This window comes from Bradyrhizobium aeschynomenes (genome assembly GCF_013178945.1).
GTDB lineage: Bacteria > Pseudomonadota > Alphaproteobacteria > Rhizobiales > Xanthobacteraceae > Bradyrhizobium > Bradyrhizobium aeschynomenes.
This window is the reverse complement of the sequence record NZ_JABFDM010000005.1, coordinates 407,265-423,808: the sequence shown is the minus strand read 5'-3', so window position 1 is coordinate 423,808 and position 16,544 is coordinate 407,265. Positions and strand designations below refer to the sequence as shown.

Here is a 16,544-nt window from a genome sequence, read left to right as displayed (position 1 = left end):
GACCGCCGCAGGCGGGCCGGATCAAGCCGCCTTGGCGCGGCTCGTCAGCGTCTTGGCCGGACTGGACTTGGTCTTGACCCGCTTGCCGACCGCAGGCCGGCGGCTCTTGGCCGCGGCACGATCTGATTTCGCGGAGGCGCTGGACTTGGACGTAGACTTGGCCTTGGCCTTGGCGCGCTGCTTGGCCTTGTCCTTCGCCGTCTCCTTGGCGAGCTCGTCGGTCTTCTTGTTCGCCTTCTTCTCGGCCTTGCGCGCGTCCTTTGCGTTCTCCTTGGCCTTCACCCGTGCCCGCTCGGCGCGCTCTTCCGCCTTCTTCTTCGCCCGCTTCTTCTCGCAGGCATCGCATTTGCATCCGATCGGCTTCAGATAGGCTTTGAAGTAGTCCGTGCCGTAATCGTAGTTGATCTCGTCGCCCGGCGCGATGTTCTTGATGGCGCGGATGACGATCTTCTTCTTGCGCGGCTTGACGTCGGATTCGGCGTTCGGCTTGCAGGAATGATTGATGTAGCGGGCGACGTTCTCGCGGATCGAGCCGTCGATGGTCCAGCGCTTGTCGAGCTCGAACAGATATTTGTTCTCGATCGCGTCGTCCTCCGCCTTCTTCGAATCCAGCAGCGGCCCGAAATAGCGGATGATCTTGGTGCCCTTCTTGATCGGCTGCGTGGCGAACAGGCCGAGCCCCGTCTTGGAGCGGCCGACGCGATAGGGTTTGGTCTTTGGGATGACAGGCATGAGTGATGAGAAGAGATGGACCTTGCGAGGCCGCCGTTCTAGGATAATTTCGCCACGCTGTCAGGTGTTTCCCGCTGCCGTTTCGCGCCGTCCCCAGCTTGCAGCGTCCTGCGCGGGACGAGTTCCGGATATCAGGCGCACTTGCATGCCCAAATCCTTCATCAATGGCGCAGTCTCGCGAATCAGTGTCGCGCTCGTGCTCTTGATCCCGTGGATCAGCCGGGCGGCTGCAGAGACCATCGCCAGCGCCTACACGTCGGCGGCCGCCAAGGACTGCCGCACCATCGGCAAGCCGGAGGGCGACAGCTCTACGCAAACCTGCCCCGGCAGAGACGGCCTGATCCTGCTCGTGAATGAAGGCGATCTTCGTCAGACGGTGTCGGTGGGCCGCAACATCCGCACCGCCGCGAAGGAGCCCGCAGCCCAGACCTGGTTCGGTCCGTTCAACTCCGCCGGTCCCATCGTCGAATGGCGCATGGCCGACGGCAAACCGTTCGCGATCATCCAGCGCTGGCAGATCGCCGACAATGACGACCAGGGCAGGAAGGGGCCGAAGGACAAGCCGATGCTGGTGGTGACGCGGCTGCCGCCGGGGCCGGTGTGCCACGTCGCTTATGTCGATGCCGCCGGCACCAACGCCAACGAACTGGCACGGCAGGCCGCTGACGAGGCGGCGCGGGGCTTTGCCTGCGGCAAGGACAAGGTGAAGATCATGGGCCCGCGCGGCCGCGTGATCGATCTGGCTCTGCCAGCGCCCTAGCCTCTTCTGCCTCCGGCATCCCGGTCCTTGATGCGATGATAGCGTGCGAGCAGCCGCTCGCCTTTCGCAGCAATCCGGCGCGCAGCTGCCACGGTGCGCGGCACCGGCTCGCCCCAGGCATGCGCCGAGAGCGCCAGCCGCGTGGGACGCCCTTTCGCGTCGACGAGCGGCGGCAACCGCTTGCGTCCGTAGAACCGCACCGCCCAGCTGCCCTTGCGGCGCATCTCCAGCGGCGTCATCTCCGACACCTTCTTGGTGACGCCCGGCTTCAAATGCGCGCCGTCGCGTTCGGCAAACGCCCGGCGCCCCGCCGCGGTGAGGCCGCCGCGCGGATCCTTCTCCGGCGCTTGGGTTGTCGTCTTCCGAGAGCGAGCCGCGCCGCGCTTGGCCGGTCGCTTCTTTGCAGAGGGGGCGGCGCGCGGCGTGGTCTTGGACTTCGCCGTCCGCTTGCGACCGCTGGTCTTGGTCTTGGCGGCCTTCTTGGCCGCAACGCGCATGTTGTCGACGAGGTTGGGATAGCGCCGTCCCGCCCGGCGGGCGCGCGCCTTGGCCGTCGCCTTTTGTGCCGGGGTGAGAGGCTTGGAGGCCTTGCCGGCGCGCTTGCGCGGATTGGCCTTGCTCCAGGGAGCGCGTGGTGATCGTGCCATGCGTCATCAACGCATGATCCCCGACCAGGTTTCCGCTGCGTCGAACTACGCCCCCGGCGGCAGCCTCGGCACGGTCGCGCGCAGCATCGCATCCAGCAGCGATTCGGCCGTGGTGCCCGCGGGCGAGCGGCGCAGAATGTCGGCGAGCCGGCCTTCGAGCAGCAGCATCGTATAGCCATGCACCAGCGACCACGCGCGCGCGATCGCCGCGGCCTGATCCAGCGACAGCTCCTCGTCGCCGACAAGGCCTTCGCGCGCCGCCACCGAGCCCGCCAGACCGGCAAAAGAGGCCTCGGCGGCGGCGTGCAGCGACGGGCGTGAATAGTCGAGGCGCTCGGTGCGGAACATCAGCCCGTACATGCCGGGATTGGCCTGCGCGTAAGCGACATAGGCATGCGCCCGGGCCATCGCGCGCTCGATCGGGGTGCCCGGCGATTCTCCCGCGGCCTTCATCGCCGCGTTGAAGCGCGTGAAGCCGATCGCGGCGAGCTCGCTGACGAGCCCGGTGAGATCCTTGAAATGATGCGTCGGCGCTGCATGCGAGACGCCCGCCTCGCGCGCCACCGCGCGCAAGGTGAGGCCCGCGAGGCCGTCCCGCTCCAGCACGCGCTCGGCGGCTTGCAGCAGCGCATCGCGTAGCGCACCGTGGTGATAGGGCGCCGCCTCCGCTGCGCCGGTACGTCGCCGCGCCAGGCGTGCCGCTGGCGCAGGCGTGCGGCGGGGCCGGGCCCGAACCTGTTCCGTCTTGCTCGTCATGAGTCTCCTTATACAAGCAATTTTGACACCGTAAAGATTTGCCTTGACCATCGCCTGCGCGACCGCTAGGTTTATCTTTACAACGTAAAGATAAAGTGGAGGAACGGTCGTGAGCGAAACTCTCCAGACGAGTGACCAGCACAACTGGACCAGGCGCAACAATCTCGCGCCGATCCCGTTCGAATGTGATGCCCCGTTCCTGAAGGTCACCGGCGAGCTGCCGCGCGAGCTCAACGGCACGCTCTATCGCAACGGTCCCAATCCGCAGTTCGACTCGCCCGGCTCGCACTGGTTCGTCGGCGACGGCATGCTGCACGCCTTCCATCTCGAAAACGGCCGCGCCTCCTATCGCAACCGCTGGATCCGCACGCCGAAATTCGAGGCCGAGCGCCGCGCGGGACGCGCGCTGTTCGGCGGCTTCGGCCGCAAGCTGCCGGACGCGCCGAGCGACGTCAGCGATGGCGGCGTCGCCAACACCAACATCATCGCCCATGCGGGGAAGCTGCTCGCGCTGGAGGAGGCGCATCTGCCGACCGAGATCGAGCCCGGCACGCTGGCGACGACAGGCTATCAGGATTTCGGCGGCCGCCTGCGCGGGGCCTTCACCGCGCATCCAAAGACCGACCCGGTCACCGGCGAGTTGCTGTTCTTCGGCTATAACGCGGCCGGACCGCTGACGCCCGCGCTCACCTACGGCACCATCGATGCCGCCGGCCAATTGACGCGCTTCAATCGGTTCGAGGCGCCCTATGCCAGCATGGTGCATGACTTCATCGTCACCGCCAACCACGTCCTGTTTCCGATCCTCCCGCTCACCGGCAGCATGGAACGCGCAATGTCGGGCAAGCCGCCGTATGCGTGGGAGCCCGACAAGGGCGCCTTCGTCGGTGTGATGAAGCGGAGCGGCGACATCAAGGACATCGTCTGGTTTCGCGGTGACGCCTGCTACGTCTTCCACATCATGAACGCCTGGGACGACGGCAGCCGCATCATTGCCGACGTCATGCAGTTCGACGAGCCGCCGTTGTTTCCGCACCCCGACGGTCGGCCGACCGATCCGCGGAAGTCGCGCGCGCGGCTGTGCCGCTGGAGCTTCGACCTCGCCGGCAACAGCGACCGCTTCACGCAGATGTATCTCGACGACCTCACCGGCGAATTCCCCCGCGTCGACGACCGCCGCGCCGGCCTTGCCAGCCATCATGGCTGGTACGCCTGCGCCAATCCGGACGGCCCGCTGTTCGGCGCACTCTCCGGCCTCGCTCATGTCGATGGCGCCGGCACGCGGCGCGCGACCCATCTTCTGCCGGACGGCGACAGCCTGTCCGAGCCGGTGTTCGTGCCGCGCAGCGCGGGCGCGGCCGAAGGCGACGGCTGGCTGCTGACCGTGGTCTGGCGTGCCGCGACCAACACATCCGACCTCGCCGTGTTCAACGCCACCGACATCGGCAGCGGACCGGTGGCGCTGGTTCATCTCGGCCACCGCGTGCCGGACGGCTTCCACGGCAACTGGGTCAGCGCCTGAAATCCGAGCCTCTGAATACCAAGCCATTGACAACACGACGCTAACCTCTCGCCTCACGATATGTTTACACTGTCAAGTTCGCCTTGACCCGCGCCGCAGCGGGCCGTATTTATCTTTCCAATGTAAAGATAAGCGTGACGGGACCTCGCCATGACGATCTTCCTCATCCTCGCGCCCTACGGCGTCTATGCTGCGCTGATGATGGTGGCCTCGGCCACGCTCAGCCTGGCGGTGGCGGCCGCGCTGTGCCTGGCGGTGGTTGGGCTGGACGTCGTGCGCGGCCGGTCGGTCAAGATCCTGGGCCTCGGCTCGGCGATCATATTCGCCGGCGTAGCCGCCTACCTGCAGCTCTTCGATCCCACCTTGAGCGCGTCCGGAGTGCGGATCGCCGTCGACTGCGGCATTTTCGCACTGTCGCTGGGCTCGATGCTGCTCCGCACCCCCTTCACCCTGCAATATGCGCTCGAGGACGTGCCGCCGGAAACGGCGGCGATTCCCGGCTTTCTGCGCGCCAATTACGTCATCACCGGCGCCTGGACGCTGGCGGCGCTGCTAATGGTCGTCGGTAACCTCATGACGCTCTACGTTCCCGGCCTGCCCTACTGGACCGGCCTCGCCATTGCCTTCGCTGCACGCAACAGTGCACTTTATTTCACGCGCTGGTATCCTGAGTATCGTAAGACGAAGGACATCGCCGCGCAGACTGCCGCCGCAATGTCCGGTCAGGATTCGTGACGGGTTGGCTCCAGGGAGACGTGCGTGAAAGACGTGTTTGCGAAACTGACTGCCGATTTTCTCTCCGCTGCCGTCTTCTTCATCCTGTACATCGCCACCGATGACGTCGTGCTGGCCACCTCCGCCGCGGTCGGCGTCGCCATCGTCCAGGTGGTCTGGGCCCGCATCAAGGGCGTCAGCCTCAGCTTCATGGCCTATGCCAGCGTCGCCCTCGTCATCGTGCTCGGCGGCGTCACGCTGCTGACCAACGATCCGCGCTTCATGTTCGCAAAGCCCGCGATCGGCCATTTCGCCATCGGCCTGATCATGCTCAGGCGCGGCTGGATGCTGCGCTACGTGCCGCCGATCGTTTCCGAGACGATTCCGGAATACGTCACGGTCGCGGGCTATGCCTGGGCGGCGCTGATGTTCGCACTCGGCCTCGGCACGGTCGCCGTCGCCATGACCGGCGACATCAAGCTGTGGGTGCTCTACATCACCGTGGTCGCCGGCGGCGCCAAGGTCGCAGCGTTCGCCCTGCAGTTCATCGCGTTCCGCTTCGTGGTCGCCAACCGCCTCCGGGCCGCACGAGCCTGACCGGAGCCGTCGATCGCCCAATGGGCTTACGATCAAAGATGCGCTATAGGGGCGCGCGAATGCATCCATGCGGGGCCACTTCGGCATCCGGGATGTGCAACGCCAGGGAGAACGATCGATGGCTGTGGACGGCAACTGGAATCTGACCTTGAACACGCCGATGGGCGAGCGCAGCGCGACGTTGAGCGTGAAGAGCTCCGGCTCGACGCTGACCGGCACCCAGGCCGCCGAGGGCGATTCCGCCGAGATCTTCGACGGCACCGTCAATGGCGACGACGTCGCCTGGAAGGTCTCGATCACCAGCCCGATGCCGCTGACGCTCGACTTCAAGGGCAAGGTCACCGGCGACACCATCTCCGGCGAGATGGGCATCGGCTTCATGGGCAGCTTCCCCTTCACCGGCGCCCGCGGCTGATCCTTATTCTTTAGAGTAGTGAGCACGTCGCCTCGACACCCTCCGCTGTCGTCCCCGCGAAAGCGGGGACCCATACCCCCAGGGAGCGGTTCGAGGCACGCTGGCGATTGGCATTTTGCCCCTCACATCCGCCGAGCGTATGGGTTCCGGCTCAAGGCCGGGACGACGCCTATTTTTCCGCCAGCATTCCGCTTCACATCTCCCAGACAAGCATTCGCATTCTCGCGGCTGATAACGCCCGAGTGATGCACCGGCAGGTCCCTCTTCGAAAGCAGAGGGCGCAGGGAAGGCCAGGCGTCGGCTGACGCCTGCGGCCCGCCTGCTNGAAGGCCAGGCGTCGGCTGACGCCTGCGGCCCGCCTGCTAAAAAAATGCAGGCGGCAGGTACCACAGGTGCAGCCGAGAACACCCGGCCTTCCCTGCGCGACGGTCTCACGCTTATACGCAGTCGCCCTGGTGCGCCGGCTTGTTGGCCACCATGCCGCGACAATGCTTGCGCATTGCGCTGTTGACACCAGCTTCGGGGTGTCAGGCCGCTGCGACTTCACGTCCGCGCCGAGCCGTTCGTCCGCGCATCCGCTGAGGACACGCTGCGGCTCCATCGCGGCCATCGCTCCCCGCCCCGCGTGTCGTGACGATCGCGCGCTACGCCCCTTCGCAGTGGGACGGGATGCGGGGAGATAATCATGATTTCCGGAAAATGGCAATGAATTTTTATTTTTCGGAACACGCATTCTCGCCTGACCGCTGGATCTCGCGAGAGGCGACACTCTCTCCTCCGTCATTCCGGGGCGTGCGAAGCACGAGCCCGGAATCCATCGGGCGGCAGCACACGCAGCCCGATGGATTCCGGGCTCGACGCGCTGCGCGCGCCGCCCCGGAATGACGGCGGAGTTCGTGGCCGCAGGAGTGCTCACGCGCTCTCAAAACCAGATCTGCATCGCCAGGCCATGCGCATCGCGTGGCGGATCGCCGTCGGGCACGCAGCCGGCGCAGTCGCGGGCGGCCAGCGCGACGGCGCAGGCGTCGAGCACATCGTCGGACTTGGCGGCGGTGCCGATACGGGCGCGGGTCAGCCAGTCGTCGATGGCGGCAAAGCCCGCGGCAACTAACAGGTCGCGCCGCAGCCTGGTCCCCTGCGCCGTCTTCTTCGACGGCAGCGGCGCGCCGTGGAGGCGCAGGAACACCAGCTCCGGATGGGCCTCGCGGATGTCGAAGTCGCGATGCGCGCGGACGTAGGCATCGACCTCCATGATCTTGCGGCCGAGATGCCAGAGCTGGCGCGAGGCGCGCGTCTGGCCACGCCGCGACGCCTCGGCATTCGCTTCGTCCGGATCGGTGTAGTCCTCCCACAGCCAGCGCCGCGCGCCGGTGAAGACGCGGGAGCGATGCGGCGCGAGCTTGTCGCGCGCGAGCCTGTCGCAGGCGCGGTTGCCGTCGTCGGTCATGCCGATGGGAATGTCGATCGCCGCGCGGGTGAAGGGAAATAGGAGCCCGGTGGAGATGTCGGGAGGGAAGCTGATGTCGCGTTGATCGCCGTCGATGGACACGGCGACCCAGCCGCGCGAGAAGCCATCGAGACCGAGGAAGCGTTGAGCAGGCACGTTATTAGTCCGGGATGAAACAGTGCCGATGACTGCGCCCTCTCCCCTTGTGGGAGAGGGCTACACCGATAGTAGCCTCGCAACTCGCTCGGGTGAGGGGTTCTCTCCGCAAGTACCGTTTTCGTGGAGAGAGACCCCTCACCCGGTATGATCGCGCCAATGCGCGATCATACCACCCTCTCCCGCAAGGGGAGAGGGTGCACCGCCGCCGTGGCAAGACGAGACTTGGTCACCACCTCCGCCCATACACCAACGGCCGGGATCGCTCCCGGCCGCTGCAACGAAGATCAAGCACGCACCACCTCAGCCGAGGTTCAGCTCCTTGAAGAAGTCGTTGCCCTTGTCGTCGATGATGATGAAGGCCGGGAAGTCGACGACCTCGATGCGCCAGATGGCTTCCATGCCGAGCTCGGGATATTCGACGACCTCGACCTTCTTGATGCAGTGCTCGGCGAGGTTCGCGGCCGCACCGCCGATCGAGCCGAGATAGAAGCCGCCGTGCTTCTTGCAGGCCTCGCGCACCGCCGGCGCGCGGTTGCCCTTGGCGACCATGACCATCGAGCCGCCGGCGGCCTGGAACTGGTCGACGAAGGAATCCATGCGGCCCGCGGTGGTCGGGCCGAACGCGCCGGAGGCATAGCCGTCGGGCGTCTTGGCGGGACCGGCGTAGTAGACCGGGTGGTTCTTGAAGTAGTCCGGCAGCGGCTCGCCGCGGTCGAGGCGCTCGCGCAGCTTGGCATGCGCGGCGTCGCGAGCGACGATCATGGTGCCGGTCAAGGACAGCCGGGTCTTGATCGGGTTCTTCGACAGCGTGGCGAGGATGTCCTTCATCGGCTGGTTGAGGTCGATCTTCACGACCTCGCCGCCGAGCGCCTGCTCGACCTCCGGCAGGTACTGCGCCGGATGATGCTCGAGCTCCTCGAGATAGACGCCGTCCTTGGTGATCTTGCCGAGCACCTGGCGGTCGGCCGAGCACGACACGCCGAGGCCAATCGGCAGCGAGGCGCCATGGCGCGGCATGCGGATGACGCGGACGTCGTGGCAGAAATACTTGCCGCCGAACTGGGCCCCTACTCCCAGGCTCTGCGTCATCTTGTGGATTTCCTGCTCCATCTCCAAATCGCGGAAGGCGTTGCCATCAGCGGAGCCCTGCGTCGGCAGCGCGTCGAGATAGCGCGCGGAGGCCAGCTTCACCGTCTTCATGCACAGCTCGGCCGAGGTGCCGCCGATGACGATGGCGAGATGATAAGGCGGGCACGCGGCGGTGCCGAGCGTCAGGATCTTCTCCTTCAGGAACGCCAGCAGCCGGTCTTTCGTCAGCACCGACGGCGTCGCCTGGAACAGGAAGCTCTTGTTGGCCGAGCCGCCGCCCTTGGCCATGAACATGAACTTGTAGGCGTCCTCGCCCTCGGCATAGATCTCGGTCTGCGCCGGCATGTTGTTGGCGGTGTTCTTCTCCTCGTACATCGAGAGCGGCGCGACCTGCGAGTAGCGCAGGTTCCGGCGCAGATACGCATCGCGCGCGCCTTCGGAGAGCGCAGCCTCGTCGTCACCGTCGGTGATGACGTTGCAGCCCTTCTTGCCCATGATGATCGCAGTGCCGGTATCCTGGCACATCGGCAGCACGCCGCCGGCGGAGATGTTGGCGTTCTTCAGGAAGTCGAGCGCGACGAACTTGTCGTTCGGGCTGGCCTCCGCGTCGTCCAGGATGCTGCGCAGCTGCTTCAGATGGCCAGGGCGCAGGAAGTGGTTGATCTCGCCGAAGGCCGCCTCCGACAGGGTGCGCAGCGCCTCGCGCGACACCACCAGCATGTCGCGGCCAAGCACCTTCTCGACCCGCACGCCCTCGGCCGTGATCTTCTTGTAGGGCGTGGTGTCCGGCCCGAGCGGAAACAGCGGCGTGTGCTTGTAGGGCGGGACGGGCTTGGACTGGTCGGGGAAAGCGGTCGGCGCGTTCATGGCGAGCTCGTGGGGTTCTAAAGATGGCCGCCCAAAGCGGTCTTGACAGGTCTGATATCACCCTGGTGTTGGGGCGCAACATATGGTTCGGCATGGCGGTTCCGGGGCCGGACCATGCCTACTTTGGTCTGAATGGTGGGAGATCGGCGGGGCAGTATGGGCGGACAGAACCGGTCGTGAACCCGTCACACGCCGGAGGCGTTCAGCACACAAACTTGCTGATGCGATCTGGCGTTTCTGTCTGCGAGACAATCTTCCGGTTTGGATCGAACCTCCTCCCGGAGAACTTCCTCCAGCTGGTCGTCTGTCAGTCCAACGTCCCGCATGTGCTTGACATGGTCGAGCAGAGCGCCGGCCGCGGCGTTCTGATCGTCGGCCGACAAGCGCTGAACCTCTTGCAGCGCCTGCTCGAGCAATTCGGTCATGGGTTGAACGTAACAGCTTCGGTGGGCGACGAAAAGAACCGCGCGAGGGACCGGACGCCGGTTTGCCACACCCGACGGCTTGTTGCCCTGCCCGGTCCATCGGACCTTGCATGACCCACGCGTGCACGCTTCAATGGAATTGGGGGTATTTGGAATGCAGTCTTATTTCCGTTCGTTTGGCCGCTCGGCCGGATTTGCCATGATCATCGCGCTCGGCGCGGTGCTCGCGCCGCAGGCGGCGCGGGCCGATCGCTGCGACGACGTCGCCAAGGAACTGAAGAACGGCATCGACGGTCTCAAGATCGGCCAGACCGCGGCGGGTACCGTCTATCTCGCCCATCCCAAGGCGCGCGAGATCACGCTCGGCTGCTCATCGAAGAACTTCTCGAACCAGCTGTTCGGGAAAACCGACCGCAAGCCGCCGCCGGCCTTCGTCGAACTGATGGCAAGCGCCGCGGCGATCGTGTTCACTCTGCCGAAGGACGACATGGTGCGCGGCGTCAACCGCTGCTACCGCCGGCTCGGCATCTTCCGCGGCGACGACGTTCCCAGCCGCTACCGCCGGCTCGACATGCGCTGCGCCAGGACCAAGACCGAGTCGTCGATCACGATCAGCCGCAGCAAGGATCAATAGCTTGGCATGACCGGGGTGCCGACGGTTTCTGCGAGGGGATCAGCGACCCGTTCACTATTCGCGACCGCCACTCACAGTTGCAGACAATTCGACCGATCCGGTTGACGAAACGTTCGTTGGACATGGCCACGCTTGGCCGAACACCAAGCGAGGAGCTGGACCATGTCCGTTTCGAGCGTTTCGTCGTCATCAGCGCCGCCCTCACCGCCGCCGGTCTCGATCGAGACGAACAAACCTCAGACGCAGCAGGCGCAGAGCCAACAGACGCAGTCGTTCAAGCCGGACAAGACCGGCGACGAAAACGCTGCCGAGAACAAGGCTTCGCGTCCGCCGCTGCCGCCCGGCCAGGGCACGCGCGTCGACATCATCGCCTGACGACCCCACACCCTCAGGCCAACTTCGTATGACGGCGGCGCCTTCGGCGTCCGCCGTCATACGTGCTACACATCCAGCGCCTTGTAGCGGCGGAAGATGCCGTCCTCGTTGAAGGGAATGCGGCGCTCGCTTTGCAGATAGGCGGCGACGTTCGGCCTGATGGCGACACGGTCGTGCAGCGCGACGAGGCCGGGGATGTTAGGCTCGAACGCCGCCATCCGGCGGGGAAACGCATAGCGCAGGCCGGCGACGATCTGGAACAGCGACAGGTCGACGTAAGTGAGCCGCCGCCCGGTGACATAGGCGCCGCTCTTTGCCAGGATCTGCTCGAAATAGCCGAGGAATTTCGGCACCCGCTCGCTCCAGAACTCGGCGGTGCGCTTCTTCGCGGCCGCGCGCTGGTCCTCGTAATACAGCGTCGGCCCGAGCGGATGATGGGTGTCGTGGATCTCGACGACGAAGTCGGTGACCGTGAGCTGCAGCTGATGCACCCAGGACTGGCCCGCCTCGGCCTTCGGCGCGAGCCCGTGGCGGCTGCCGAGGAAGAGCAGGATATTGGCGGTCTGGCCGATGATCCGGCGACCGGCTTTGAGGAACGGCGGCGCGAAGGGCGGCGTGTCGCCCGCCCCCTCCAGCACCGCGGTCATCGCGCCGATGCCCTCCTCGCGCGCGACGTCGCGATAGCTGGCACCCGCCTCCTCCAGCGCCAGCCGCACATATTCGCAACGGCCCTGGATCATCGGCCAGTAATACAGCTCGTAACGCATGGGCCATCCTCGATGCGATGCGCCCATACGCGATGCGGCGGAGACGGACGCAGGTTGTTAGTTCGCCGCGAAGCAGTATAGCAGCCCGTCGCCGCCGGTGCTCTTCAGATCGGCCTGGGAGCAGCCGCCGTCGGGACCGCGCGACGGATGCGAGGTGTTCCAGGATTTCGACGGCTCGTCGTCGCGCAGGCCGATGCGGTCGGAATGACCGACCATGGCGGCGCCCGCCGTCGCGCTGGTCCAGTTGCGGCAGGTGCGGTCCTCGCCAGCGGCGAATGCGGTTCCGTCCGCCTGCGAGCCGGTCAGCACGTCGTGGCGATTCGGCGTGTCGCCACGGCCGTTGATGACCTCGCCCTTCTCGCTCAGTGCCGTCTGCTTGGTGAGGTTGTTGGAGGCCCCGTGCAGGTCGGCGACGTCCTTGGCGATGACCACGCCCTTGGCGTTCTGCCACGGCCCCTTGCCGATGCGGTCGCGCGCGTTCACCGCGGGCTGGCCATCGGCGGCCTGGGTGGAGAGATAGGCGCGCCAGGTCTTGGCGCCGGCGCCCGCTGCCTGGGCGAGCGACTGGCAGTGCTTGTCGGCGCCGGCGAGGCCGCCGAGATTGCCGCCATTGCCGGGACCGTTGCTGGTCAGGAAGAAGCTCATGTCGCCGCTCTGCGCGGCGGCAGGCGCGATCAGGCCGGCAGCAGCGGAGGCCGCAGCAAGGAGCGCGCTGCTGATCATGATGGTGCGAATCGACGTCATGGGTGTCCTCCCTCGTGGAAACCGTCGGCGCATCGCTTCCTGCGATGTCGTTCATGCCTGGGAACCCGTCCTGCCCCGGATTATTCCGCCGCTGGCTGGGCAAAACAAAAGCGCCGCGGATGGCTCCGCGGCGCCTGAAGTTCGTTCCTATCAATCGGCTCAGCCGACCTGCTGGATCGCCGACAGCTGCCATTCGGCGCCGGGGTGACGCAGGAAGGTCCAGATCTCCGTGACCTCCTGCGGCTGGTCGGAGCCGTCGACCACGCGGCCCGAGGCGCGCTCGATGGTCTTGTCGGCCAAGGTGAACCGCATCGCCACCGTGGCGTAGTCGGCGCCGTTCTCGCGCCAGGATTCGGCCAGATCGCCCTGCAGCAGTTTGACGCCCGTGACCTTGTTGACGACGCCGCGGGCCTGGTTCTGCTCGAGATCGCGCTCGAAATACGAGGCCATCTCGGGCGTCGACAGCAGGCGCAGGCGGCCCACGTCCTCGCTCGACCACGCCGACTGGATGTCGCCGAGCAGCCGCTCGAACGCCTCATAGTCGGCCGGCTGGATCTGCAGCGGCGGCTGGCTGCCGCCGCCGAAGCCACCGAAACCACCACCCAGACCGCTCAGGCCCGAACGGAAGCTCTGCTGCCCGTCGGTCGACGACGGCGTGGGACCGGCGGCATAGGCCGGCTGGTTGCGGCGCTGCCACCAGGCCATCGCGAACCGCACCACCAGCACCACCAGAAGCACCTGGAGAATCAGGCCGATGATCGAGGCGAAGCCGCCGAGGCCGGAGAACAGACCGCCGCCGAACAGCATGCCGAACAGGCCTGCGCCGAGGAAGCCCGCGGCGAGGCCGCCGAGCAGGCCGCCGGCGCGTCCGCCGAACAGGCCGCCGCGCGCGGGCGCAGCCGTGTTCATGCCGGGCTGGCCCGGCTGGGTCATGGTGCGGTTGAACTGCGACGCCGATCCCGGCGCGGTCGATGTCGGAGGCGGCGCGGAGAAGGTCCGCGTGCCGCGGGAGCCCGAGCTGGAGCCGCCGCCGATCCGGGCGTCGGCCGCCGAGACGGCGAGCACCGTCGGCAGCGCCAATGAAAGGGCCACGGCCATCGCCTTGAGGAGGCCGCTTTTGCGCTGCATGAAGCTCATCTTCGTTTCCCATAACTCCCCGGAATGGGGATGCCCCTAAGATGGGCACATCGGGCGAAAAAGGAAGGCGGCACGAGGCCGCGCGGCTGCGGCGCTGGGTCGCGGGATGAACGCGCTCGGCCGCCGTGCCAGGGTACCCTGGTAACCTATTGCGGCGCCATGGTTTCCTTCACCGCCGCGACCAGCTGGCTGAGCGTGAAGGGTTTGGGCAGGAACGCGAACTGCTGGTTCTCCGGCAGGCTCTTCTCGAACGCGTCCTCGGCATAGCCCGAGACGAAGATGATCTTGATCTCCGGATTCTTCTCTCGCATCACCTTCAGCAGCGTCGGCCCGTCCATCTCCGGCATCACGACGTCGGAGACCACGAGATCGAGCTCGCCATTGCACTCCTCCAGCGCCTCCAGCGCCTCGATGCCGTTGGAGGCCTCGATGACGCTGTAGCCGCGCGAGCGCAGGCCGCGCGCATTCAGCGCCCGCAGGCCCTCCTCGTCCTCCACCAGCAGGATCGTGCCCTGCCCGGTCAGATCGGCGCGCGGCTTCGGCGGCTCGACGGCGGCCGAATCCCTGGCTGCGCCGTTGACCGCCTGCGGCTCGGCCTGGGCCTCCGGCACCACGACATGGCGCGGCAGGAAGATCTGGAACGAAGTCCCCTTGCCGACCTCGCTGTCGACGTAGATGAACCCGCCGGTCTGCTTGATGATGCCGTAGACCGTGGACAGGCCGAGGCCGGTGCCCTTGCCGACCTCCTTGGTCGAGAAGAACGGCTCGAAGATCTTCTCGCGAATCTCGGGCGGAATGCCGGTGCCGGTGTCGCTGATCTCGATGCGCACATAGTCGGCCACGGGCATGCCCTTGTAGGCCGCCTGCGCGACCTCGTCGGCCGAGATATTGGCGGTGCGGACCGACAGCTTGCCGCCGTCAGGCATCGCATCGCGGGCATTGACGGCGAGGTTCACCACCACCTGCTCGAACTGCGAGACGTCGACCTTGACCGGCCAGAGGTCGCGGCCATGGGCGAGATCGAGCTTGACCTTCTCGCCGATCAGGCGGCGCAGCAGCATCGTCAGATCGGACAGCGCGTCGCCGAGATCGAGCACCTGCGGCCGCAGGGTCTGGCGGCGCGAGAAGGCGAGCAGCTGGCGCACGAGCGTCGCGGCGCGCGTCGCGTTCTGCTTGATCTGCATGATGTCCTGGAACGACGGATCGGTCGGCTTGTGGGCGTTCAGCAGGAAGTCGTTGGCCATCATGATGGCCGAGAGCACGTTGTTGAAGTCGTGGGCGATGCCGCCGGCGAGTTGGCCGACCATCTCCATCTTCTGCGACTGGTTGATCTGGTTCTCCAGCGCGCGCCGCTCGGTGGTCTCGAGCATGTAGACGATCGCAGCCTCGGTCTCGCGCTCGTCCTCGTCGACCGCCGTGACGAAGAACTGGCCGAAGCGCTCCTTGGCGCCGTCCAGCATCACCTCGACCGGCGGAATGTCCGCCTGCCCTTCGGCCGCCTGATTGATCGCAGCGATCAGCAGATGCCGGTCGCGCTGGCTGACGGCACGGAAGATCGATTTGGCAGCCGCCGCATCGCCGCTGACGCTCTGCGCCAGCTTGGCGAAGCGCGCATTGGCACGCACCACCGCACCGCCGCGATCGACGGTCGCGATCGCCATCGGCGTGTGGTCGAAGAAGCGCATGAAGCGCACCTCGGCGGCGCGGTCGGGATCGGAGCGCTCGTCGCGGGCGCGGCTGATGACCAGGGTGCGCGAGGCGCCCGGCTTGCCGTCGGCGCCGAAGGCGAGCTTGTGGTAGAGCCGCGCCGGCATGGTCTTGCCGCCGCGCATCTTCAGGTCGATGTCGAACACCTCGGTGCGGACCTCGCCGGGCACCGCGACGATCGAAGTGAGCAGCGAGGCGCCGTCGCCGGAGACCACGTCGGCGAGCTTCAGCCCGCCCGAGCCGATCTCGGCGAGATCATAGTCGAGCCAGTTGGCGAGCGTCGCGTTGACGTAGACTAGGCTGCCTTCGGGATTGACAGAGAAGAAGCCGCACGGCGCATGGTCGAGATATTCGATCGCGTGCTGCAACTCCTGGAACACGTCTTCCTGGCGCTCACGGTCGCGCGTGATGTCGGCGATCGACCACACGGCGTAGCGGGCGTGGCGCTTGGTCTGGCCGAGCGGCCGCACGCGCATGCGCAGCCAGCGGCCCTGGCCGCCCTCGGCTGCGGTGATGCGCACCTCCTCCTGCTGCCGCTTGCCCTCGCGCGCCGCCTTGAGCAGCCGGAACACCGCTTCGGAGACGTCGGGATTGCCGATGAAGACGCGTTCGACGGGGCGCGCCTCCTGCGGGCTCGCCGCACCGGTCATGCTGAGATAGGCGGCGTTGGCGTAAACGACGTGGCCGCGCGGATCGGTCACCGCCAGGCCATCGAAGGCGTGGTCGGCGATCGCGCCCATGACGGGATCGTCGGTCGCCTTGTCGGCGAAGCGGACGATGCCTGCGGCAAAGGCGAACAGGTTGAACAGGCCGACGGTGGCGAGCAGCGACAACAGGCCCAGAATATAAGGCTGCGCCTGGGCGCGCCCGATCGTCATCAGCGCGATCGCGACCGCGACGAGGCCGAACGCCACCAGCAGAATCAGCAGAATGCTGCCGCTGCGGCGCGGCCGCTCCGGCAGGTTCACCTGGTCAGGTGACGCTTCGTTGTCGGGTTCGGCGCTCATGGCAAAAGGACGCGACCTGTCGGCTGGGAGCCTCAGCCCATTC

Annotated in this window: 17 protein-coding genes; 7 read left to right on the top strand and 10 right to left on the bottom strand. The window is 66.6% G+C overall.

The window, feature by feature from the left end:
• Positions 1-21: 21 nt before the first annotated feature.
• Complete coding sequence (locus tag HL666_RS17575) at positions 22-732, bottom strand: SET domain-containing protein (RefSeq protein WP_172182656.1); 711 nt, start codon at positions 730-732, stop codon at positions 22-24.
• Positions 733-877: 145 nt separating this feature from the next.
• Here HL666_RS17575 and HL666_RS17570 point away from each other — a divergent pair, with 145 nt between their 5' ends.
• Complete coding sequence (locus HL666_RS17570) at positions 878-1,492, top strand: hypothetical protein (protein WP_172182654.1); 615 nt, start codon at positions 878-880, stop codon at positions 1,490-1,492.
• On the opposite strand, the gene HL666_RS17565 is transcribed toward HL666_RS17570, so the two are convergent.
• A complete protein-coding gene (locus HL666_RS17565) occupies positions 1,489-2,139 on the bottom strand; it encodes a DUF6321 domain-containing protein (RefSeq protein WP_172182652.1) in 651 nt (216 codons plus the stop codon). The genes HL666_RS17570 and HL666_RS17565 overlap by 4 nt on opposite strands.
• A gap of 45 nt (positions 2,140-2,184) precedes the next feature.
• Positions 2,185-2,895: a TetR/AcrR family transcriptional regulator gene (locus HL666_RS17560; RefSeq protein WP_172182650.1), complete on the bottom strand. Its 711-nt coding sequence runs from the start codon at positions 2,893-2,895 to the stop codon at positions 2,185-2,187.
• 109 nt (positions 2,896-3,004) lie between these two features.
• Between HL666_RS17560 and HL666_RS17555 the strand changes: the two genes are divergently transcribed.
• From HL666_RS17555 to HL666_RS17540, 4 genes are all read left to right on the top strand, one after another.
• Entirely contained in the window at positions 3,005-4,417 is a 1,413-nt protein-coding gene (locus tag HL666_RS17555) for a carotenoid oxygenase family protein (protein ID WP_172182648.1), read from the top strand.
• Between the two features lie 150 nt (positions 4,418-4,567).
• Complete coding sequence (locus HL666_RS17550; RefSeq protein WP_172114382.1) at positions 4,568-5,152, top strand: hypothetical protein; 585 nt, start codon at positions 4,568-4,570, stop codon at positions 5,150-5,152.
• 24 nt (positions 5,153-5,176) lie between these two features.
• Entirely contained in the window at positions 5,177-5,728 is a 552-nt protein-coding gene (locus tag HL666_RS17545; RefSeq protein ID WP_172114383.1) for an inner membrane-spanning protein YciB, read from the top strand.
• 118 nt (positions 5,729-5,846) lie between these two features.
• Entirely contained in the window at positions 5,847-6,143 is a 297-nt protein-coding gene (locus HL666_RS17540; protein ID WP_172182646.1) for a hypothetical protein, read from the top strand.
• Between the two features lie 922 nt (positions 6,144-7,065).
• On the opposite strand, the gene HL666_RS17535 is transcribed toward HL666_RS17540, so the two are convergent.
• The 3 genes from HL666_RS17535 to HL666_RS17525 all read right to left on the bottom strand — a co-directional run bounded on the left by HL666_RS17535 (position 7,066) and on the right by HL666_RS17525 (position 10,130).
• Positions 7,066-7,746: a DUF429 domain-containing protein gene (locus HL666_RS17535; protein WP_172182644.1), complete on the bottom strand. Its 681-nt coding sequence runs from the start codon at positions 7,744-7,746 to the stop codon at positions 7,066-7,068.
• Positions 7,747-8,049: 303 nt separating this feature from the next.
• On the bottom strand, positions 8,050-9,705 hold the full coding sequence (locus tag HL666_RS17530) for a fumarate hydratase (RefSeq protein WP_172114385.1): 1,656 nt from the start codon (positions 9,703-9,705) through the stop codon (positions 8,050-8,052).
• Positions 9,706-9,890: 185 nt separating this feature from the next.
• Entirely contained in the window at positions 9,891-10,130 is a 240-nt protein-coding gene (locus HL666_RS17525; RefSeq protein ID WP_246741557.1) for a hypothetical protein, read from the bottom strand.
• A 199-nt stretch (positions 10,131-10,329) separates the two neighbouring features.
• On the opposite strand from HL666_RS17525, the gene HL666_RS17520 reads away from it, so the two are divergent.
• Together HL666_RS17520 and HL666_RS17515 are read left to right on the top strand one after the other, a co-directional pair.
• Positions 10,330-10,764 carry a hypothetical protein gene (locus tag HL666_RS17520; protein WP_210261948.1) on the top strand — a complete coding sequence of 145 codons (435 nt, stop codon included), beginning with the start codon at positions 10,330-10,332 and terminating at the stop codon, positions 10,762-10,764.
• A gap of 162 nt (positions 10,765-10,926) precedes the next feature.
• Positions 10,927-11,139 carry a hypothetical protein gene (locus HL666_RS17515; RefSeq protein ID WP_172114387.1) on the top strand — a complete coding sequence of 71 codons (213 nt, stop codon included), beginning with the start codon at positions 10,927-10,929 and terminating at the stop codon, positions 11,137-11,139.
• Positions 11,140-11,204: 65 nt separating this feature from the next.
• Here the strand turns inward: HL666_RS17515 and HL666_RS17510 are convergent, their stop codons facing one another.
• From HL666_RS17510 to cckA, 4 genes are all read right to left on the bottom strand, one after another.
• On the bottom strand, positions 11,205-11,906 hold the full coding sequence (locus HL666_RS17510; RefSeq protein ID WP_172182642.1) for a glutathione S-transferase: 702 nt from the start codon (positions 11,904-11,906) through the stop codon (positions 11,205-11,207).
• Positions 11,907-11,963: 57 nt separating this feature from the next.
• Positions 11,964-12,650, bottom strand: coding sequence for a lectin (locus tag HL666_RS17505; protein ID WP_172182640.1), 687 nt, complete (start codon positions 12,648-12,650; stop codon positions 11,964-11,966).
• 159 nt (positions 12,651-12,809) lie between these two features.
• Positions 12,810-13,778, bottom strand: a complete 969-nt coding sequence (locus HL666_RS17500; RefSeq protein ID WP_172114390.1) for a Tim44 domain-containing protein — start codon at positions 13,776-13,778, stop codon at positions 12,810-12,812.
• Between the two features lie 155 nt (positions 13,779-13,933).
• The gene (cckA, locus tag HL666_RS17495; protein WP_172182638.1) at positions 13,934-16,501 is read right to left on the bottom strand and encodes a cell cycle histidine kinase CckA; all 2,568 of its coding nucleotides are present in this window, start codon (positions 16,499-16,501) and stop codon (positions 13,934-13,936) included.
• Positions 16,502-16,544: the final 43 nt, after the last annotated feature.